General features: G+C 55.4%; 19 protein-coding genes. 13 read left to right on the top strand and 6 right to left on the bottom strand.

Annotated elements, in window-relative coordinates:
• Positions 1–93: 93 nt before the first annotated feature.
• A complete protein-coding gene (locus K7H09_RS10000) occupies positions 94–3,354 on the bottom strand; it encodes a DNA translocase FtsK (protein WP_009288043.1) in 3,261 nt (1,086 codons plus the stop codon).
• 131 nt (positions 3,355–3,485) lie between these two features.
• Here K7H09_RS10000 and aat point away from each other — a divergent pair, with 131 nt between their 5' ends.
• The 3 genes from aat to infA all read left to right on the top strand — a co-directional run bounded on the left by aat (position 3,486) and on the right by infA (position 5,380).
• The gene (aat, locus tag K7H09_RS09995; RefSeq protein WP_009288042.1) at positions 3,486–4,232 is read left to right on the top strand and encodes a leucyl/phenylalanyl-tRNA--protein transferase; all 747 of its coding nucleotides are present in this window, start codon (positions 3,486–3,488) and stop codon (positions 4,230–4,232) included.
• Between the two features lie 63 nt (positions 4,233–4,295).
• A complete protein-coding gene (locus K7H09_RS09990) occupies positions 4,296–5,030 on the top strand; it encodes an arginyltransferase (protein WP_039860143.1) in 735 nt (244 codons plus the stop codon).
• Between the two features lie 131 nt (positions 5,031–5,161).
• Positions 5,162–5,380: a translation initiation factor IF-1 gene (infA, locus tag K7H09_RS09985; protein WP_007111068.1), complete on the top strand. Its 219-nt coding sequence runs from the start codon at positions 5,162–5,164 to the stop codon at positions 5,378–5,380.
• A 191-nt stretch (positions 5,381–5,571) separates the two neighbouring features.
• Here the strand turns inward: infA and clpA are convergent, their stop codons facing one another.
• From clpA to K7H09_RS09970, 3 genes are all read right to left on the bottom strand, one after another.
• A complete protein-coding gene (gene clpA, locus K7H09_RS09980) occupies positions 5,572–7,848 on the bottom strand; it encodes an ATP-dependent Clp protease ATP-binding subunit ClpA (RefSeq protein ID WP_022520422.1) in 2,277 nt (758 codons plus the stop codon).
• Between the two features lie 139 nt (positions 7,849–7,987).
• Complete coding sequence (gene clpS, locus K7H09_RS09975; protein WP_035538640.1) at positions 7,988–8,296, bottom strand: ATP-dependent Clp protease adapter ClpS; 309 nt, start codon at positions 8,294–8,296, stop codon at positions 7,988–7,990.
• A gap of 338 nt (positions 8,297–8,634) precedes the next feature.
• The gene (locus K7H09_RS09970) at positions 8,635–10,869 is read right to left on the bottom strand and encodes an NADP-dependent isocitrate dehydrogenase (protein ID WP_230804556.1); all 2,235 of its coding nucleotides are present in this window, start codon (positions 10,867–10,869) and stop codon (positions 8,635–8,637) included.
• A gap of 175 nt (positions 10,870–11,044) precedes the next feature.
• On the opposite strand from K7H09_RS09970, the gene K7H09_RS09965 reads away from it, so the two are divergent.
• The 9 genes from K7H09_RS09965 (at position 11,045) to K7H09_RS09925 (ending at position 19,961) form a co-directional block, all read left to right on the top strand.
• On the top strand, positions 11,045–11,680 hold the full coding sequence (locus K7H09_RS09965) for a pseudouridine synthase (protein ID WP_009288039.1): 636 nt from the start codon (positions 11,045–11,047) through the stop codon (positions 11,678–11,680).
• Positions 11,680–12,120, top strand: a complete 441-nt coding sequence (locus tag K7H09_RS09960) for an NUDIX hydrolase (RefSeq protein ID WP_230804555.1) — start codon at positions 11,680–11,682, stop codon at positions 12,118–12,120. The genes K7H09_RS09965 and K7H09_RS09960 overlap by 1 nt, the downstream gene beginning before the upstream one ends.
• Positions 12,121–12,202: 82 nt before the next feature.
• Positions 12,203–13,390: a tRNA 2-thiouridine(34) synthase MnmA gene (gene mnmA / locus K7H09_RS09955; protein ID WP_141439641.1), complete on the top strand. Its 1,188-nt coding sequence runs from the start codon at positions 12,203–12,205 to the stop codon at positions 13,388–13,390.
• Positions 13,387–14,025, top strand: a complete 639-nt coding sequence (gene hflD, locus K7H09_RS09950) for a high frequency lysogenization protein HflD (protein ID WP_039860134.1) — start codon at positions 13,387–13,389, stop codon at positions 14,023–14,025. The genes mnmA and hflD overlap by 4 nt, the downstream gene beginning before the upstream one ends.
• 83 nt (positions 14,026–14,108) lie before the next feature.
• Entirely contained in the window at positions 14,109–15,494 is a 1,386-nt protein-coding gene (gene purB / locus K7H09_RS09945; protein WP_041157877.1) for an adenylosuccinate lyase, read from the top strand.
• A 63-nt stretch (positions 15,495–15,557) separates the two neighbouring features.
• Positions 15,558–16,748 carry a cupin domain-containing protein gene (locus tag K7H09_RS09940; RefSeq protein ID WP_022520430.1) on the top strand — a complete coding sequence of 397 codons (1,191 nt, stop codon included), beginning with the start codon at positions 15,558–15,560 and terminating at the stop codon, positions 16,746–16,748.
• Positions 16,748–17,173, top strand: a complete 426-nt coding sequence (locus tag K7H09_RS09935; RefSeq protein ID WP_027959685.1) for a GNAT family N-acetyltransferase — start codon at positions 16,748–16,750, stop codon at positions 17,171–17,173. Before K7H09_RS09940 ends, K7H09_RS09935 begins: the two co-directional genes overlap by 1 nt.
• A 400-nt stretch (positions 17,174–17,573) precedes the next feature.
• Positions 17,574–19,172, top strand: a complete 1,599-nt coding sequence (locus tag K7H09_RS09930) for an isocitrate lyase (protein WP_041157875.1) — start codon at positions 17,574–17,576, stop codon at positions 19,170–19,172.
• A 318-nt stretch (positions 19,173–19,490) separates the two neighbouring features.
• Positions 19,491–19,961, top strand: a complete 471-nt coding sequence (locus tag K7H09_RS09925) for a glycine zipper 2TM domain-containing protein (protein ID WP_022520434.1) — start codon at positions 19,491–19,493, stop codon at positions 19,959–19,961.
• 86 nt (positions 19,962–20,047) lie between these two features.
• Here K7H09_RS09925 and K7H09_RS09920 read toward each other — a convergent pair whose 3' ends face one another.
• On the bottom strand, positions 20,048–20,329 hold the full coding sequence (locus tag K7H09_RS09920) for a hypothetical protein (protein WP_027959688.1): 282 nt from the start codon (positions 20,327–20,329) through the stop codon (positions 20,048–20,050).
• 176 nt (positions 20,330–20,505) lie between these two features.
• Between K7H09_RS09920 and K7H09_RS09915 the strand changes: the two genes are divergently transcribed.
• The gene (locus K7H09_RS09915; protein WP_022520436.1) at positions 20,506–20,988 is read left to right on the top strand and encodes an FKBP-type peptidyl-prolyl cis-trans isomerase; all 483 of its coding nucleotides are present in this window, start codon (positions 20,506–20,508) and stop codon (positions 20,986–20,988) included.
• A 53-nt stretch (positions 20,989–21,041) separates the two neighbouring features.
• On the opposite strand, the gene nikR is transcribed toward K7H09_RS09915, so the two are convergent.
• A complete protein-coding gene (nikR, locus tag K7H09_RS09910) occupies positions 21,042–21,443 on the bottom strand; it encodes a nickel-responsive transcriptional regulator NikR (RefSeq protein ID WP_027959689.1) in 402 nt (133 codons plus the stop codon).
• Positions 21,444–21,527 lie beyond the last annotated feature (84 nt).

The raw sequence follows: 21,527 nt of genomic DNA, 5'->3' as shown, positions 1-21,527 counted from the left end.
AAAACGTAACAATCAGACGAGAAAAACGCCGCAGGGTTTCACCCGCGGCGCTACTTTCACGCTTATTGCATAATTGTGGCTTTCATCAAGCGGTTAGTGGCCCACCGGAGGCGGGGCAAGCACTTCCCGAGCACCGTTAGAGCCCATAGAGGTCACCACACCGGCGCCCTCCATTGCCTCAACTAAGCGAGCGGCCCGGTTATAGCCAATTTTAAAGCGACGCTGCACGGCGGAAATCGAGGCTTTGCGCGTTTCAGTGACAAACTGCACGGCTTCATCGTAGAGCGCATCCTGCTCCGCATCGTCGCCATCCCCCCCCTCAGCCTCAAGACCCGTTAAGGCATCGGCGGATACGCCACCAGAAAGGATCTCTTCGATATACTCGGGTGCTCCACGGCGCTTCCAGTCATCGACCACGCGGTGTACTTCGTCATCGTCCACAAAGGCACCGTGGATGCGGTTAGGTGGTCCGGAACCTGCAGGCAGATAGAGCATGTCACCATGCCCCAACAGACTTTCAGCGCCGCCCTGATCCAGAATGGTGCGCGAATCAATTCTGGATGAGACCTGAAACGCCATCCGCGAAGGAATGTTGGCTTTGATCAAGCCAGTCACAACATCCACCGAGGGGCGCTGGGTAGCCAGAATCAAATGGATACCTGCGGCGCGTGCCTTTTGCGCCAAGCGCGCAATCAGCTCTTCGACTTTTTTGCCGACGATCATAAACATATCGGCAAACTCGTCGATCACCACGACGATGTAGGGCAGTTTCTCCAGCACTGGATGCGGCTGATGCACTTCCCAGGGCTGCGGTTCCCAGAGCGGGTCTGCCACTTGGGCACCGGCGCGCTCCGCTTCATCCAAACGGCCATTGAAGCCCGCGATGTTGCGCACACCCATGGCCGCCATGAGCTTGTAGCGGCGCTCCATCTCGGCCACGCACCAGCGCAGGCTGTTGGCCGCTTCTTTCATATCGGTGACCACGGGCGCCAGCAGATGGGGAATGCCGTCATATACCGACAGCTCCAACATTTTCGGGTCGACCATGATCAGCTTTAGCTCACTAGGCTTCGCTTTAAGCAGCATTGAGATCAGCATGGCGTTAACGCCCACCGACTTACCCGACCCGGTGGTACCGGCTACTAGCAAGTGGGGCATCTTGCCCAGGTTGGCGACCACAGGGCTGCCACCAATATCTTGGCCTAACGCCATGGTGAGTGGTGACGTCTCCTGCTGGTAACGGTCGGAGTCGATAACTTCGCGCAGGCGGATCATGGCCCGGTTGGGATTAGGTATTTCAATACCCACCGTGGGACGCCCTGGAATAACCTCGACCACTCGCACACTTTTCACCATCAGGGAGCGCGCCAGGTCTTTGGCAAGGTTACTGATTTTAGACACTTTGACGCCCGCGGCGGGCTTGATCTCAAAGCGGGTAATCACCGGCCCAGGCCAGGTATCCACCACTTCCGCTTTCACACCGTATTCGCGCAGCCGCACTTCAAGCAGCTCAGCCATATCAGCCAACTGCTCGTCACTATAATTGGGTTGATACGGTTCTGCAGGTGTCAACAGCTGCAAGCTCGGCACGTCGCCCTCAGGTTCGTCCAGAGTTTCAAAAGCAGGCCGCTGGCTCTGCAAATGCTCCACGGTCCACAGGGCGGGGCCTTCATCCGCCTCTGGCGTGCTCTCTTCGGGCGCAAAGCTGGGTTCTTGGCGAGCTGCTGGGGTGGGCGTGGACGGAGGAGTAGTCGTTGAGTGCGCTCCTCCATCGCGGCCTTGGGCATACAGCTCATCATCCATCTCTTCATCGTCCCACACCGGCTCAGGCACTACTTCCGCTACACGTTCAGGTTTACGTGCAGGCTCAGGCGCGGTGACGCGCTCAGGGCTCCAGGCAGCATCAGTGTCACCAATATGTGGCTCACCAACACGTGGTTCAGCTTGGCTGCTGCTGGGATCAGCGGTGAGTGATGGCTCACTGCGACGCTCAACGGGCGCGGCATGAACAGTCTCTTTCTCGGCGGGCGCCTCATCGCTGGCAAAGAAGTTACTCCTGGCAGGCGCCGGAGGCTCTTCTTGACGAGTAGCACGCAGCGGGAAGGAAGTCTCGGCTTCTTTGGGTTCATCACCGGGCGCAGGTGCTTGAGTCTCAGGCGCTGCTGACGTTACCTCTGCCTGGACAAAGGCATTTTCCCGCGGCGCTGGGGGTGCCGCTGCTCCCTCCTCTTCTGCCGTTTTAGCCGCTGGCGTCACTGACGGGGCTGCCCCAGGCGCTGAAACCGTCGGCTCCGCGGTAGGTGTCGAAGAGATAGGCGCGGGTGTTTTAGCAGGCACATGCTTATTACTTGAAAACGCTGCGGCCTCCCAGGGAATCGAAGTATCCGTGGTTTCGTTGCTATTTGAAGGACTCGCTTCTGACGCATTGCTCTCTGAAGAGCTGTTCGCCTCACGACTGGAAAGTGGTACAGAGAAGCCTGGCTCACGGCGTTCGCGGCCACTGGGGCTTTTGCCTACTGGCTCTGCCGCAGGCTTTATCTCAGCGGGTGCAGCTTCAGGTTTAGCTTCTTGAGACTGCGCTTCAGGCGCTGCTTGAGGCTTGGCCGCAGTTTTGGCAGTTTTAGCAGCCGCTCGCTGAGCAGCGCGCATACGACGCGCTTGGCGTCGTGCCGATAACCAGCTACCCAACCGACATATGCGCTTGCCGAGCTCATCAGCCACTTGCAGCCACGACATACCACTAAACAGCGGAAAGCCGCTTAAAATTAACGCCGCAGCGATTAAACCAACGCCACCACTTCCCACTAAAGGCCTTAACGCACCGACCAAACCTTCGCCCAAAATACCGCCTGAGGCATAGGGCAGCATGCTATCAGGGTGATAAAAGTGCAGCGCCCCCAACATGGTAGTACCGAAAATAAGTAGCACTAAGCCACCCGCATGGACAGCAATTGCCACGGGGTCGAGTTCAAAACGTACCTGGCGTGAGCGAATCAGCCACCAAGCGGCAAAGCCGAACATACCCGGCCACCACAAAGCGCTGGCGCCAAGCAGTGAGTAGAGAACATCGGCCAGCCAAGCGCCAACCTGCCCCATCCAGTTACCCACATCTGTCTCAGGGCCCTGATAAGACCAGCCTGGGTCAGAGGGTTGGTAACTAAATAGCGCTAATAATAAGAAAACACACAGCGCCAGCAGGATCACCACTACGCCTTCGCGCACGGAGCCTTGTAAGCGCAGGCCAAAACGACGAGCCTTATCCTTTGCGGCGTTAACGCGCGCAGCTGAAGCCGATGATGGTGTTTGACGCGCGCTACGCTGCGTTCGCTTGTTTACTGCTTTATTCACTTTCAAGCGACTCTCCCTTTACACCTCAATGGCGTCTTTAATCCACTTGCGAGTTTGCATGATACCGAGCATCCTTCCGCCGTCACAGAGGCTATCGTAAAGCGCTCAGTACAAGAACGTCGTAACAGGAGCAAGTAATGCTACCTTGGCTTTCCTCGCCACATCCTAATTTTCCAACTACCTCCCAAGCGCTGGCCTCCCCCAATGGCCTACTGGCCGCCGGAGGGGAGCTCTCGCCCGCTTGGCTGGTAGAAGCCTATCGGCAGGGCATATTTCCCTGGTTCAGCGACGACGACCCCATTTTGTGGTGGAGTCCAGACCCGCGCATGATACTCCTACCTGAGCAATTTAAGCAGCGTCGTAGCCTCACCAAACGATTACGCCATGGTGGCTTTCATATCACCCTGGATCAACACTTCGATCAGGTGATTCAGGCCTGCGCCGCCCCGCGTGGTGAAGAGGCGGGCACCTGGATTACAGACGAAATGCGCGAGGCCTACGGGCTACTGCATGCTCTAGGCATTGCTCATAGCATCGAAGTCCATCAACACGGCCAATTGGTGGGCGGGCTGTATGGCATCGCCATGGGGCCGGTGTTTTTTGGCGAGTCGATGTTCTCCCACGCCCCGGATGCTTCGAAGGTAGCGCTGGCCCATCTCGCCAGGGCCATGCGCGAACATGGCGGAAAACTCATCGACTGCCAAATGCACACGCCTCATCTGGCAAGCCTGGGCGCTATTACAGTCGCTCGCGAGGCATTCATCAACTATCTTAAAAACTGGTTACCCGATAAGGCATTTACGTTTACCACGTCACCCACTGAAACACCCACTGTTCCTGCATCGCTCTGGCTTAAGGCGATTGCCACCGAGGGTAATGCGTAGTGATGAACCATAGTGACGAACTTATTCTGTTCCAACCATTTTTTTACAACGAGGAGGCAGGCCGTGAGTAGTAACACTCCGCGTCGGCCGGTGCGGGATTTGCGCTTTTTCCTTACCGTGCCGCATGCCTGTAGCTATTTACCCGGCAAGGAAGCGACAACGCTGTTTCTCGACCCGCAGGAGTCGCCCGTTCCAGGTGTCTATGACTCGCTGGCGCTGCTAGGGTTTCGTCGCAGTGGGCGCCATCTTTACCGCCCTCACTGTGAGGGCTGCAACGCCTGCCGCTCGGTGCGTATTCCGGTTGACCAGTTTGCGGCTAACCGCACGCAACGAAAAATTTGGCGCCGCAATGCCGATATAAGCATCCGTATTGTGCCTGCTCACTTTGCATCTACCCACTACTCGCTTTACGCGAATTACATTCGTCAGCGCCATGCTGACGGCGATATGTTCCCGCCCAGCCGCGAGCAGTACCGCACCTTCCTTACCCTTGATGAGTCCTATGCCCATCTGATGGAGATGTACCTCGACGAAGAGCTGGTTGGTGTGGCTGCATTCGACCAGTTGGAGCATGGGCTCTCGGCAATCTACACCTTCTTTGCCGTTAGCGAGACGCTGGATAAGCGCTCACTAGGCACTTTTGCCATTCTTCAGCTCATCGAGCTCAGCCGCGAAAAAGCGCTGCCGCACCTTTATTTAGGGTATTGGATCGAAGAGTGCCGTAAGATGCGCTACAAGCAGGCTTTCGCGCCATTGGAAATACTCGATGGACGCCATTGGCGGCCGCTGATTCGCTAAAAATGCCAGCTTTTTTGCCTTGACGACGGGCTTACGGCACAATATAGCGCTGTTTCTTGAGTGCCCACCTAGCGGCACTCAAATTCTGACCGATAATGACATTACTAACTCATCAGTGAGGACATGCCTATATGGCACGCGAAGATCATATTGAAATGGAAGGCGTTATCGTCGATACCCTTCCGAATACCATGTTTCGGGTTGAGCTGGAAAACGGTCACGTTGTTACCGCTCATATCTCCGGCAAAATGCGCAAAAACTATATCCGCATTCTGACCGGCGACAAGGTAAAAGTTGAGCTGACACCTTACGACCTGTCTAAAGGCCGTATCGTTTACCGCTCGCGCTAAGTCGTTACACCATTAACGCGTTCGGCTGATTTTAACTGCCCCAGCTAGACTGTCCTTTAACGACAGCGCCGATCAGCGTCAATGGCGGTTCACTAAAAACGACAACGCCCCGTCGATGACAGGGCGCTGCGTTTTTATGCATATAGCATGAGTATTAGAAAGATAGCTTTTAGCACGGCTTAGCGCCCTTTTCAGGGCGCATCTGCCATCTCAGTCTCTGTGGAAAGGTGTAACTCGCCCTCCTCCAGGCTAACGTGGACAATACCGCCCTGATCAGCCAGTTCTCCGAACAGAATCATTTCGGCTAATGGCTTCTTCAGCTTCTCTTGTATGAGGCGCGCCATTGGACGTGCACCCATGTCAGGATCGTAGCCTTTATCGGCCAGCCAATCCCGCGCCATGTCGTCTACATCCAACTGAACACGCTTCTCATCCAACTGCGCCTGTAGTTCGATCAAGAACTTGTCGACCACATTGCGCACCACCGAGACCGGCAGCGAGTGGAACTGAATAATACCGTCCAGGCGGTTGCGGAACTCCGGTGAGAAGGTACGGCGGATCACTTCCATGGCATCGGTGGAGTGATCCTGGTGCTGGAAGCCAATGGAGCGACGCGACGCCTGCTCCGCACCAGCGTTAGAGGTCATAATCACGATAACGTGACGGAAGTCCGCTTCACGCCCGTTGTTGTCCGTTAAGCGGCCATGATCCATGACCTGCAGCAGCAGGTTAAAGACTTCCGGGTGCGCTTTCTCAATCTCATCCAACAACAACACGCAGTGCGGCTGCTTGGTCACCGCTTCAGTCAGTAGACCACCCTGGTCGTAACCGACGTAGCCCGGAGGCGCGCCAATCAGGCGCGATACGGTATGGCGCTCCATATACTCGGACATATCAAAGCGCACCAGTTCAATGCCCATGATATGCGCAAGCTGTTTGGCTACTTCAGTTTTACCCACACCAGTGGGGCCTGCAAACAGGAAGCTACCAACGGGCTTATCGGGAGATTTAAGCCCGGCCCGGGACAGCTTAATAGCCGCAGAGAGACTATCAATCGCCTCATCCTGACCGAACACCAGCATCTTCAGGTCACGATCCAGCTTCTCGAGCAGCTTACGGTCGGAGCTTGAAACACTCTTCGGTGGGATACGTGCAATGGACGCTACCACGGCTTCCACTTGCTCGACATCGATCGTCTTGGCGCGCACTTCTGGCGGCAATAGACGCTGGTGAGCCCCTGCCTCGTCAATCACGTCAATCGCTTTGTCGGGCAGGAAGCGGTCATTGATGTAGCGATCCGCTAAGCGTGCGGCACTTTCAAGCGCACCATCGGTGTACTTAAGTTCGTGGTGCTCTTCAAAGCGTGAACGCAACCCTTTGAGGATTTTGATGGTGTCTTCCACCGACGGTGCCATCACATCCACCTTCTGGAAGCGCCGTGCCAGAGCACGATCTTTCTCAAAGATGCCGCGGAACTCCTGGAACGTAGTCGAACCAATGCAGCGCAATTCGCCCGAAGAAAGCAGCGGCTTGAGCAGATTGGACGCATCCATCACGCCACCAGACGCGGCACCTGCACCAATCACCGTATGAATCTCATCAATGAATAGCACAGCGTTAGGCTGCTTGCGTAGTTCGCTCAGCAGGCTTTTGAGGCGCTTTTCAAAATCACCACGGTACTTGGTACCGGCCAGTAGCGCACCCATGTCCAGCGAGTAGACCACTGCATCGGCAATAACATCGGGAACGTCTTCTTCAACGATACGCTTGGCAAGGCCTTCGGCCACGGCGGTTTTACCTACACCCGCCTCACCGACTAACAACGGGTTGTTTTTGCGCCGACGGGCCAGAATTTGTACCACGCGCTCAAGCTCGTGGTCGCGGCCAATCAGCGGATCAATTTTACCCAGACGTGCCTGTTCATTGAGATTGGTAGCGTAACCAGTGAGCGGATGCGCAGCGCCCTCACTGCCACCCTCCTCCGCGTCTTCACTCTCAGGTGAAGAAGGCGAGGGAGACGGCCCGTGACCGGCCACTTTGGAGATACCATGGGCGATGTAGTTGACTGCATCGACCCGCGCAACGTTCTGCTGCTTAAGGAAGTATACCGCCTGACTCTCCTGCTCGGAAAAGATCGCCACCAACACATTGGCACCGGACACTTCGCTTTTGCCAGATGACTGAACGTGGAAGACCGCCCGTTGTAAAACACGCTGAAAACCAAGCGTGGGCTGGGTCTCACGATCACCCTGGCCTTCTGGAATCAGTGGCGTAGTCGAGTTAATAAAATCCTGCAGATCGGACCGCAGCTTGTCGAGGTTAGCCCCGCAGGCCTTCAGTACGTCTACCGCTGAGGCATTATCTAGCAACGCTAGCAGCAGGTGCTCAACGGTCATAAACTCATGGCGCTTTGAACGCGCCACGGTGAAGGCCGTGTTCAGGGTCATTTCAAGTTCTTTGCTCAGCATGGCAGTCCCCTTTTCGCTACTACCTAGGGCGTGTCGCCACCTAGGGCTTGCGTCGGATCAATTTAGTCGACCGGCACTCTCAACATCGGGTACAAATGGCACGGTTGCAAGCCTCACCACCAATTATTTCTCAACGCTTTTAATTGGCGGCCTCAATATCACTTATCAACGGGTGCTCACACTCACGGGCATATTCATTTACCTGATAGCTTTTTGTTTCGGCTATATCGCGCGTAAACACGCCACAAGTGCCCTTTCCTTGGGTATGTACGGCGAGCATGACCTGAACGGCCGTCTCGCTGTCCATGTTAAAAAAATCTTGCAGCACTTCAATGACAAATTCCATCGGCGTGTAATCGTCGTTGTGAAGCACCACCTTATAAAGCGGTGGTTGCGCCAGCGCCGGTTCTGCTGACTGTACCGCTATATCACCATCTTCATCGGGCATATCTGGCCGCGTCATCCCCGCTTTTACGGGTAACACGGTCAAGTATGAACTATCTTGGTTGGGCATAAGCTGCACGGTTGGTTGTCTCGACACTGACCGATGGAAGCGTTTATCAGACCTCACATCGCCAATTCACTAGTGTAGTTTCTTAACTGTAGCCTCTTAACTACTATAATTTCTTAACTACTATAGCTTATTAGCCTAAACGTAAGACGCTTTCGATCAGCAAGGGTTCATGGAAAACTTAAAATATTACAGCGCGCAATAGCGAGTGCAATGCAAAACCCCCGCCCGCCAAGCGGACGGGGGTCATTCAGCCTAATCACAGGCGGGCTCTATTAGCCTTTTGCGACCATGGCAAGCGTTTCGTTGAGAGTCTGGCTGGGACGCATCACCTGAGCCGTCAGCTCGTGATCCGGGTGGAAGTAGCCACCAATATCCGCAGGCTGGCCCTGAACGCTGTTCAATTCATCGACAATGGTCGCTTCTTTGGCCGTTAGCTCGTCAGCTAGGCGTCCGAATAGCGTCTGCATTTCGCTATCTTCGCTCTGCTCTGCCAACGCTTCAGCCCAGTATAGCGCCAAATAAAAGTGGCTGCCGCGATTGTCCAGCTCACCCACTTTGCGCGACGGCGACTTGTTGCTATCCAGGAACTTGCCGTTAGCCTGATCGAGCGCTTTAGCCAGCATTTTTGCCCGAGCGTTATCGAAGGTGCTGCCCAGGTGTTCAAGGGATGCCGCCAGGGCCAAAAACTCGCCCAGCGAATCCCAGCGCAGATGGTTCTCTTCCAGCAACTGCTGAACGTGCTTGGGAGCAGAGCCGCCAGCGCCGGTCTCAAACAGGCCACCGCCATTCATCAACGGTACGATTGAGAGCATCTTGGCGCTGGTGCCGAGCTCCATAATCGGGAACAGGTCAGTCAGATAGTCGCGCAGTACGTTACCGGTGACGGAGATAGTGTCTTCGCCCTTGCGGATACGCTCCAGAGAGAAGCGCATGGCCTCTTCTGGCGTCATGATACGAATATCCAGGCCAGCGGTATCGTGCTCTTTTAAGTAGCTCTCGACTTTCTTGATCAGTTGAGCATCGTGGGCGCGCTGGGCGTCCAGCCAGAAGATAGCCGGCGTTCCGCTTTCGCGGGCACGATTAACCGCCAATTTCACCCAATCGCGAACCGGAGCATCCTTGGTCTGGCACATCCGCCAAATGTCGCCCTGCTCAACTCTGTGCTCAAGCACTACATTGCCGCTGGTATCGGTGACACGTACGGTACCGTCGGTAGGAATCTGGAAGGTCTTATCGTGGGAGCCGTATTCTTCGGCTTTCTGGGCCATCAAGCCTACGTTGGGTACGCTGCCCATAGTCGTCGGATCAAAGGCACCGTGCTGTTTGCAGTCGTCGATGACCGTTTGATAGATACCGGCGTAGCAACGATCAGGAATGACGGCTTTGACGTCGTGCAGTTGGTCGTCGGCGCCCCACATTTTACCGGAATCGCGGATCATCGCCGGCATGGAAGCATCGATAATCACATCGCTGGGCACGTGCAGGTTGGTGATCCCTTTATGGGAGTTCACCATCGCCAAACGCGGGCGCTCGGCATAAAGTGCTTGAACCTCATCCTCAATCTGGGTCTGACGCTCTTCCGGCAGTGACTTAATGGCCGAATAGAGATCGCCGATACCGTTATTGGGGTCGAAGCCCGCCTGCTGGAGTTCATCCGCGTGCTTACTCAGCACGTCCTGATAAAACTCGCTGACCACCATACCGAACATGATCGGGTCAGAGACCTTCATCATGGTCGCTTTAAGGTGCAGCGAGAACAGCACGTCTTTGGCTTTTGCGTCAGCGACTTCGTCGGCCACAAAACGACGCAGCGCGTTACGGCTCATGACCGCAGCGTCGACGACTTCGCCTTCCAGTACCGAGGTTTTCTGCTTGAGCACCGTGGTGCTGCCGTCGTTAGCGACCAGCTCGATCTTGAGATCGGTGGCTTTTTCAATCAGCGCGGACTTCTCGCTGCCGTAGAAATCGCCTTCACTCATATGCGCCACATGGGACTTGGAGTCGCTGCTCCACTCACCCATGCGGTGGGGATATTTGCGAGCGTAATTCTTGACCGACAGCGGAGCGCGGCGATCCGAGTTACCTTCACGCAACACCGGGTTAACGGCGCTGCCTTTAGTCTTGTCGTAGCGCGCCTGAATGTCTTTCTCTTCATCGCTCTGGGGCGCTTCAGGGTAGTCAGGAAGTTTGTAACCCTGCTGCTGCAACTCTTTAATCACCGCCTTTAGCTGAGGCAGAGAGGCGCTAATGTTGGGCAATTTGATAATATTAGCTTCTGGGGTCTTGGTCAGTTCGCCAAGCTCCGCCAGGTGATCGCCGATCCGTTGCTCTTCGCTCAGATAGTCAGGGAACTGAGCAATGATGCGAGCGGCCAGGGAAATATCGCGGGTCTCTACCTGAATGCCGGCAGAATCGGTAAAGGCATCGATAATCGGCAGTAGGGAGTGCGTCGCGAGCGCGGGCGCTTCGTCAGTGAGCGTATAGATGATCTTCGGCGTTTTGGTCATTTTTGCGTTAACCTCTCTCTTTTCGCTGCGATGGCAAGAAATCTTGAGCGGAGCGCGAGCTCAACGATGGGCGCCCCATCAGGTAGCCGGAGTATACCAGCGCTGCCCGCCATGCGCATTGTCGACATACCCATTCCTGAGAGTGAATAGAAAGTAAAAAGGGCAACGAGAAGTCATGAGCAACCTTTATTTACTGCATAAGCCTTTCCAGGTACTGAGCCAATTCAGCGACCGTGAGGGGCGGCAAACCCTTGCACAGTATGTCGATGTGAAAGATATTTACCCCGCAGGACGGCTTGACTACGACTCTGAAGGCCTACTGCTGCTCAGCGATGATGGCGAGCTGATTCACCGCATTTCTCATCCGCGCCATAAGCAGCCCAAAACCTACTGGGCCCAGGTGGAAGGGCAAATCGATGACACGGCATTGAAGGCGTTGCGCCAAGGCATTGCGCTGAAAGATGGCCCAACGCAGCCGGCCAAAGCGCACAGAATAGATCCGCCTACGACCGCACCACGCCACCCTCCCATCGACCCCAAACGCCACCCCTCGACTAGCTGGCTGGAGCTAACCATAAGCGAAGGCCGTAACCGCCAGGTTCGCCGTATGACTGCTCATGTCGGCTACCCCACCCTGCGCTTGATTCGCGTAGCGATCGGCCCCTGGCGGCTGGATGGTTTGGCACCTGGCGAATGGCGCAAAGAAGCCCTACACGCGCCCAGACCGACGAATACACCCCCAAGTCAGCGACGAATAGCTCCGCAAAAAGATCAGCGTAGGCGGCCCACCACAAAACGCAGGAAACCCTGATGAGCCTTATTCGCAGCACGGCTGCCTGCGTCATCCAGCAGGGCGAGCGCTTTTTGATGGTAGAAGAGCCGCGTGGCGGCCCGCAAAGTGTGTTTAACCAACCCGCTGGGCATATTGAACCCGGCGAAGGTCCCATAGCAGCCATTCTACGCGAAGTAGTGGAAGAGACTGCTTGGCAGGTATCGCTCACCGGATATTTGGGTTTATACGTATTTCATACCGACGAAGGGCAAACGTTTCACAGCCACGGTTTTATTGCTGCGCCGCTTCATCAACTCGACCTTCCCCTCGACCCGGATATCTTCGCCACCCACTGGCTTACCATTGAGCAAATACGGTCGTTAGATCAGCAGGCGCGCCTACGCAGCCCGCTGGTACTCAAACGTATCGAGGATGCACTCAGCGGGCCTGGCTATCCCCTGTCGGTGATTCGCGAGTGAAGCACTCGAAGCCATTACCCCCCATCGTGTATAATCCTCGCCCAACTGCACACTGCTTATTTGCACCCTACTTCAACTGAGGATGCCCATGTCATCCACTGAACCAACTACGCCAGGCTCATCCACCACTGAGTCATCCGCCACAGCCGCTAATGGCAAAGTGATTGTCGGTATGTCCGGCGGCGTCGACTCGTCCGTTTCGGCCCTTCTCCTCATGCAACAAGGCTATGAGGTCGAAGGCCTGTTTATGAAAAACTGGGATGAAGACGACGGAACCGAATATTGCACGGCCAAAGAGGATCTCGCCGACGCCGAGGCGGTCTGCGCCAAACTGGGCATTAAACTGCACACCGCTAACTTTGCCGCCGAGTATTGGGATAATGTATTCGAGCACTTTTTAGCCGAATACAAAGCGGGCCGCACGCCCAACCCGGATATTCTGTGTAACCGGGAGATCAAATTTAAGGTCTTCCTTGAGTACGCTGAAATGCTCGGAGCCGACAAAATCGCCACCGGGCACTATGTTCGTAAAGGGCATGTTAGCCAAGGCGATGGCGATGTTCGCCCGCGCCTGCTGAAAGGCCTGGATAGCAATAAAGATCAAAGCTACTTCCTGCATGCAGTGCCAGAAGCCGCCATTGCCCGTACTCTGTTTCCCGTAGGTGAGCTGGAAAAGCCCGCCGTACGCGCGCTTGCAGAACAGCACGATTTGATCACCGCTAAGAAAAAAGACTCCACCGGCATCTGCTTTATCGGCGAGCGCCGGTTTCGCGATTTCCTCCAGCAGTACCTGCCCGCCCAGCCCGGTACCATTGAAACGCCGGATGGCGATGTCATCGGCAAACATATGGGGCTGATGTACTACACCCTGGGCCAGCGCCAGGGTCTAGGCATTGGCGGGCTTGCCAACTACTCCGAAGACCCCTGGTACGTGGCGGCAAAAGATCTTGATCGCAATGTACTGATCGCGGTGCAGGGTAAGCATGACCAGTTGCTCTACTCCGATACCTTGGTCACAGAGGCCATGGATTGGGTGGCGGGTGAGCCGCCGGTTCAGCAGGGGCGCTTTACCGCCAAGACGCGCTATCGGCAAAGCGACTGCAGCTGTGAAATGCGCGCGCTGCCCGACGGTGGCGTTGAGGTCACGTTTGACGACCCGCAGTGGGCGGTCACCCCTGGCCAGTCGTTGGTGCTTTACGATGGCGACATATGCTTGGGCGGCGGCGTTATTCGCGCTACCTGGAAGAAAGCCGCGGAGGCTGCTGCATGAATCCTACCCCGATTCATCGCGCCCCCGATTCTCCGGCAGTCCGCCAAGCACTTGCCCTTGCTGGCGTCTTTCAAGCCGCCAGCCTGGTCGATGAGCTGGCTCGCACCGGGCAGGTCGACACCCGCGCCTGGGAAACGCTGATTGAGGCCACTGTGGATACTAACCCGGAAAGCTTCGAGGCGATTTATGGCGGGCACCCCAATAATCTGCGCCGCGGCCTGGATACCTTAGAAGCCCTGGTGGGGCGTAAGCAGGCGAACCCGGTGGTGTTGCGCTACGGTTTTTCGCTGCTGATGCTAATGAATAAGCTGCGTACCAATAACGACATGATGGATTCACTGGGCCAAAAATTAACCCGCATTCAGGGTCAAGCCGAGCACTTTGGCACTACCCATGAAAACGTGGTGGCCAGTCTTGGGGAAGCGTACCAAGAGACGATATCCACCTTTAAAACCCGCATTGTGGTGCAAGGGGATCCATCACTGCTGCAGAGCCGCATGATGCCTGAGCGTGTACGCGCTTGCTTAATGGCGGGGATTCGCTTTGGATTATTGTGGCACCAGCAAGGCGGGCGCCGCTGGAAACTGGTATTCCAGCGTAAAGCGCTACGCCGGGCACTGGATAGCCTCGACTAGACGGCTACTCTGTTCTCGATCGACGTCTTTTCAATTAACTTGCTCTCGACTAATTTTCTTTCGAACCTCCTGGAAACGATGCCATGCAACTCTCCGCTTTGACCGCCCTCTCCCCCGTCGACGGCCGCTACGCCTCTAAAGCCGCCGCCCTGCGCGAACACTTCAGTGAATTCGGCCTTATTCGCGCCCGTGTGATTGTGGAGGTTCGCTGGCTACAGCGCCTGGCTGAGCATGCTCAGATTACCGAGGTACCGCGCTTATCTGCTGAGGCTACCGCGTTCCTTGAGCAATTGATTCGTGAGTTTTCTATCGCGGATGCCGAACGCATCAAAGAGATCGAGCGCACCACCAATCACGACGTCAAAGCAGTGGAGTATTTCCTCAAAGAGAAGATCGCAGGTCAGGCCGAGCTACATGCAGTGACCGAGTTCATTCACTTTGCCTGCACCAGCGAAGATATCAACAACCTCTCTTACGGCGTAATGCTCAGCGACGGCCTGAACGCCATGCTGCCCACCATGCACGAGGTTGCCGATGACATTGCCAAGCTAGCCATTGCCCACGCCGCCCAGCCGATGCTGTCGCGTACTCACGGTCAAACCGCCACCCCGACCACGCTGGGCAAAGAGATGGCCAACGTGGCGTACCGCCTTAAGCGTCAGCTGAAGCAGATCGAAGCGGTGGAAGTGCTCGGCAAAATCAATGGCGCTGTGGGCAACTATAACGCCCACCTGACCACCTACCCGGAGATCGATTGGGAAGCCAATGCCCGCACCTTTGTGGAAGGCTTAGGGCTGACTTTTAACCCTTACACTACCCAGATCGAGCCCCACGACTATATCGCCGAACTGTTTGACGCCATTTGCCGCTTCAATACGATCCTGATCGACTTCGATCGCGACGTTTGGGGCTATATCTCACTGGGCTACTTTAAGCAGCGCACGGTTGAGGGCGAAATTGGCTCCTCGACCATGCCACATAAAGTTAACCCGATTGATTTTGAAAACTCCGAGGGCAACCTGGGCCTGGCCAACGCTGTGCTTAGCCACCTTGCGCAAAAGCTGCCGATCTCCCGCTGGCAGCGCGACCTGACTGACTCCACCGTGCTGCGTAACCTTGGCGTAGGCTTGGCATATGGGTTGATTGCTTACCACGCCAGCCTCAAAGGCATCAGCAAGCTTGAAGCCAACCCTGAGCGTTTAGATGCTGATCTGGATAACAGCTGGGAAGTGCTCGCCGAGCCGATTCAAACGGTGATGCGCCGTTACGGTATTGAAAAGCCCTATGAAAAACTCAAGCAACTGACTCGTGGCAAACGTATTGACCAAGCAGGCTTTGCGGCGTTTATTGATACCCTTGAACTGCCCAGCGAGGTCAAAACCGAATTGAAGGCGCTCTCACCGGCCAACTATATTGGTAATGCCCAGGCGCAAGCCGAAGCACTGACACATCAGCTAAACTCTCTGTAACCCATTTGTTGTGACCAACTTGCTGTGACCAACGTTGCTGCGACCACTACACCAGGACACGCCATGAACCATCACGATAAGCCGCTAACACTGCTGGGCGATCTTACCGCTGCAGACTTTCTGGCCAATTATTGGCAGCAAAAGCCGCTGCTGATTCGTGGCGCCATGCCCGACTTCATCAGCCCGATTGAAGCCGATGAACTGGCTGGACTCGCCTGCGAGCCTGGCGTAGAAGCGCGTTTGGTTGAAGAGGAGGGCCCGGATGGCCCTTGGCAGGTCTCCCACGGCCCCTTCGATGAAGCCACTTTTGAACGGCTCCCGGAAAAAAACTGGAGCCTTCTGGTGCAAGCGGTTGACCACTATGTTCCATCGGTGGCTGCGCTAATGAATGAGTTTGACTTCCTACCTCGTTGGCGGCTCGATGACGTGATGATCAGCTACGCGCCTCCTGGCGGAAATGTGGGTGCACATATCGATCAGTACGATGTCTTTTTACTCCAAGCCAGCGGCCACCGCCGCTGGCAGTTGGGCGGCAAGCTCACGGAAGATGCGCCGATCATCCAAGGTATCGATCTCCGCATCCTGAAAGAATTCACCGTAGAGCCCGACTCCGACTGGGTGCTTGACCCCGGCGACATGCTTTATCTCCCTCCCGGCTGGGCGCATCACGGCGTTAGCCAGAGCGATGACTGCATGACCATTTCAGTTGGCTTTCGTGCTCCTTCTGCCGATGAAGCGATCACCTCCTACGCCGACTATTTGGGCGAGCAGTTGCCTGCCTCTCAGCGTTACAGCGATGCGGGCATGGCGCCTGCTCAGCAGGTCGGTGAACTGGACGACGCAGCCGTTGAGCGTATGCGTCAGCTGATTATGTCGACGCTGGATAACCCTACTCAGATTGCCCAGTGGTTTGGCCGGGTGATGACTCAGCCAAAATATGTCGATCAAGTGGTACCGCTTGAAACACCGTTGGACGAAGAGGCGCTTGTTGCTCAACTACAAGAGGGGGAGCCGCTCTACCATATGCCTGGCTCACGCTTTGCCTGGCGTCGCGATGCCAGCGGTACCACGCTATTTGTGGATGGTGACGGCCACGCCTGTTCAACTGAATTAGCCAAACGCCTAGCCGACACCACCCCTCTCTACGCCGAAGACCTTGAGCTTGACGGCGCAACTGCGCTCATCACCCAGTTGGTCAATACCGGCAGCCTCGGCTTTATGAGTGATGAAGGTGATGACGACGAGGAGTATTAATGGCGATTACCCACATTAGCACTGGCAGTTGGGAAACGCTGGGCCCAACGGCCAGCGAGATCCGCCGCAAGGTATTTATTGAAGAACAGAGCGTGCCCCAGGATGAGGAGTGGGATGGCCTGGATCCGGCGTGCCAGCACTTTCTCGCCATGCTTGATCAGCAGCCGGTAGGCACCGCACGACTGCTGCCCGACGGGCATATAGGCCGCGTCGCCGTACTCGCTAATGCCCGCGGCACCGGTATTGGTGTACTGCTGATGCAGGCCGCGATTGAAGCGGCACGCCATGCGGGCCACTCCCAAGTGGCCCTGAGTGCCCAGGTACACGCACTGGCGTTCTATGAGCGTCTAGGCTTTATCGCCCATGGCGATGAGTTTCTGGATGCAGGCATCCCTCATCGAGAAATGACGCTTTCGCTCGATTAACAAGCCCTCTTGATTGATCTCTAGCACTGCCTCGGCAGTGCTTTTTTATGCGCTCTTGCCGCCATCTTGACGAAAAACGACTACACAAACCCTCCCTTCCTCTACCTCCCTGTCGTCGGGTTACAACGGCCTCTGCCCCCAAGTGTCAATTGTTGAAGGCGCCATCCTCGTGGATAGTTATTGCATTGCAGCGTTAAGCGGATTGGGTCAATCCATCAAGCTCAACGCTGTAGCTGAGGTCTCTAGCGTTACTGCTTCCAGCTTTCAAGACGTTTGCATGAGAGACGATTGACCTAGAGACACAATCACGAAAATCAATAATGCTAAATACAACTTCGCAGGTGCAGCATAAGCAAAAGCTGATTTGCGAAACACTATCCAGCCCGAAGAGGATAAGCTCATGACAGGACTGCTCGACGATATCAAAGCCATGGCCCAACTACGCGAAGCTCAAGGCGGCAAGTGGGAAACCATCAAACCTGAGTATGCCGCTCGCATGCGTGCACAGAACCGCTTTCACACCGGCCTGGATATTGCGCGTTACACCGCCAAGATCATGCGCGAAGATATGGCCGCCTATGATGCCGATACCGCCCAGTACACCCAGTCGCTAGGTTGCTGGCACGGCTTCATTGGTCAACAGAAGCTAATCTCGATCAAGAAGCACTTTGGCACCACCAAACGTAGCTACCTCTACCTTTCCGGCTGGATGGTTGCCGCGCTACGCTCCGAGTTCGGCCCGCTGCCCGACCAGTCGATGCACGAAAAAACCTCCGTCGCGAACCTGATCGAAGAGCTCTATACCTTTCTAAAACAAGCCGATGCCTGGGAGCTTAACCACTTGTTCCGCGCCCTCGATGAAGCCAAAGAGGCTGGCGACAAATCAAAAGAGCAGGAACTGATCGGTAAAATCGATAACTACGAAACTCATATCGTACCGATTATTGCTGATATCGACGCTGGCTTTGGTAATGCAGAAGCCACCTACCTGTTAGCCAAAAAGTTTATTCAAGCGGGCGCCTGCTGCATCCAGTTGGAAAACCAGGTATCTGATGAGAAGCAGTGTGGTCACCAGGACGGTAAAGTTACTGTGCCCCACGAGGACTTCCTGGCCAAAATCAACGCCGTGCGTTACGCCTTTTTGGAACTCGGCATTGAAGATGGCGTTATCGTTGCGCGTACCGACTCACTCGGCGCGGGCTTGACGCAGAAAATTGCCGTTACCAACGAGCCAGGCGATCTCGGCGACCAGTACAACAGCTTTTTGGACGGCGATGTGATTGAAAACGCCGCCGATATCAACAACGGCGATGTGGTCATCAAGCAGAACGGCAAACTGGTTAAACCCAAGCGCCTCGCTTCGGGCCTCTACCAGTTTAAACCCGGCACCGGCGAAGACCGCGTTATACTGGACTGCATCACCAGCTTGCAAAACGGCGCCGACCTACTGTGGATCGAAACCGAGAAGCCCCACGTTGGCCAGATCGCCAGCATGGTCAACCGCATTCGCCAGGTCGTGCCGGATGCCAAACTGGTCTATAACAACTCTCCGTCGTTCAACTGGACGCTCAACTTCCGCCAGCAGGTGTTCGATGCATGGCAGGAAGAGGGTAAAGACGTTTCCGCTTACCAGCGTGACAAGCTGATGAGCGCAGAGTACGACGAGACCGAACTTGGCCAGCTGGCCGATGAGTGGACACGCAATTTCCAGCGCGACTCGTCTCGCGAAGCGGGCATCTTCCACCACCTGATCACGCTGCCAACTTACCACACGGCTGCCCTGTCTACCGACAACTTAGCGAAAGGCTACTTCGGCGATGAAGGGATGCTGGCTTACGTGAAAGGCGTACAGCGTCAGGAAATTCGCCAAGGGATTGCAACCGTTCGCCACCAGGATATGGCAGGCTCCAATATCGGTGATGACCATAAAGAGTTCTTCCACGGCGATGCCGCGCTCAAAGCCGGTGGCAAAGACAACACCATGAACCAGTTTGGCTAATTAGCAGGTTTCAACGCCATAGTTCACTATGTCCCCCTGCAACAGGAGGCCTTCGGGTCTCCTGTTTTTGCTTGGTTATACGTATTTGCACACTGTTTTCTTAATACGCTGTTAAACTCTCGGTTAAGCTTTTTTTGGCGACTGCTCTACCAACTTTGATCTTTTTTCATGAACGCTGGTCAAAGCCGTTAGCATCGGCTATCTTTAACGAACACTGTTCTATAACTAAATCTACTCTGTGCCTGCCCAGTTATGAGCGCTATATGGATAACAGGCCAATGGATGACAGTTATAAAAATAGACACTCTGGAGGTTTTAATGAAACGTCTTCTTCTACCTGTTGTCGCACTGAGCATTCTCACGCTGGCAGGCTGTGCCAATACGTCTGGTTACTCTGGTGATGTCTATCGCGGCAGCCAAGCCAAAACCGGTCAAAGTGTTACTTACGGCACTATCGTGGCGGTTCGCCCGGTGCAGATCCAAGCGGAAAGCCGTGCCGGCGGCCTTTTAGGTAGCGGCGGTGGCGCGGTTATCGGCGGTCTTCTGGGTAGCCAGGTCGGCGGTGGCTCTGGTCGTCAGTTGGCGACTGTGGCAGGCGCCCTGGGCGGCGCTGTGGCAGGTACGGCCGCTGAAGATGCGACTAACCGCGTTAATGCGCTGGAGATGGAAATTCGTCGCGATGACGGTACCGACGTGGTTGTCGTTCAGCGTGCGGATCGCCAGTTCCAAGCCGGCCAGCGTGTGCGTTTGATTGGCAATGGCGCCAACATGAGCGTGGCACCCTATTAATCGAGAGCGTTAATCTAGCGCTTAAGTATCAAAAAAGCCCGGCCATCAAATGAGAGGGCCGGGCTTTTTATTTTATCGCGAACAGCTTAGTGATGGGTTTTATTCCCAGCCCATTTAGCCAGCGCCATGATTGCCCAGCCAATCAGGGCAAGCAGGATGACGACCAGCAGCATTTCAACCGGCTGCACCAGGGTGGTGGCCCCCAACACTGCCAGCGTAATCACCCATAGATAGCGATTGTCGCCATGGCTTTTCAAAAAACCGGGCAACACCTTATCTAACCCCTCGCTAACGCCGCTATTCCAGCGCTGATAGACAAAATAAGCAATCAGGCAAAAAGCGATAAGCCAAATAATCAAGATCGTCATTACATGCTCCAAAAGTGATAGGGCAAAGGAAAAAATGATGGTTGTAGGGTATCCCTGGTCACCCTGACGCGCAATACCGCCGAAAGTGGTGAGTAGGAAAAAGCGTCGCTACCCCCTGACAAGCCAGCGCACACGCGTTACCATATTGGGACATGCACTCACCGAAAGGTTATTCCATGCAAATTGCGCAAAACTCGGTTGTCGCGTTTCACTACACCCTGACCAACGATGCAGGTGAAGTGCTAGACAGTTCCGAAGGCCGTGAGCCGCTTACCTACCTCCACGGCGCTGGTAACATTATTCCGGGTCTTGAAAAAGAGCTGGAAGGTCGTGCAGCAGGCGAGAAGCTGAACGTTGCCGTATCCCCTGAAGAGGGTTATGGCGAGCTGCAAGAGCAGCTGATGCAAGAAGTACCCCGCGATGCGTTCCAAGGCGTTGAAAGCATTGAGCCGGGTATGCAGTTCCAAGCCCAGACTCAAGGCGGCCCTCTGATGGTTACCGTCAAGAAAGTCGAAGGCGATACGGTCGTTGTCGATGGCAACCACCCGCTGGCCGGCCAGCAGCTCAACTTTGATGTTGAGATCGCTGAAGTACGTGAAGCAAGTGCTGAAGAAGTTGAGCACGGCCACGTGCACGGCGAAGGCGGCGTTGAGCACTAAGACGCTCGCGCTACCGATCAGAAAAGGTGACCTCAGGGTCACCTTTTTTATGCCTACTCGTCAGGTATCAGCACTAACTGCCCATGACGCACGCTGCGCGACGAAGTGACTTCAGCAGCAAACTGCTTGAGCGCCCGCCCCTGGCCTTTGAGCAGCGCCACTTCCAGGCAACTGTCATGGTTGATGTGCACATGCAAGGTCGAAAGCGTCAGGTCATGATGGTCATGGGAGTGGCGTGTTAAGCGCTTGGACAGCTCCCGAGCGGCATGATCATAGACATACACCAGCGCGCCCATGCAGGGCGAGTCAGGTGCAGCCTCTTCTCTCGCCTGTTTTAAGCCGCTGCGGGTCAAATCGCGAATCGCCTCTGAGCGGTTTTGATAGCCGCGCTCGCGCATCAACGCATCCACTTCTGCCACCAGCTCCTCATCAAGCGTTACCGTTACACGCTGCATTCACGCCCCCTGTACTGATTAACTTTGCATGCGCTGCCACCACCGGTAGTATGATGTTATTGTAAAAACATCATACTAGTGACG

This window comes from Halomonas sp. IOP_14 (assembly GCF_021021315.1).
GTDB classification, from domain to species: domain Bacteria; phylum Pseudomonadota; class Gammaproteobacteria; order Pseudomonadales; family Halomonadaceae; genus Vreelandella; species Vreelandella titanicae.
This window is presented reverse-complemented; position numbering and strand designations above follow the sequence as displayed.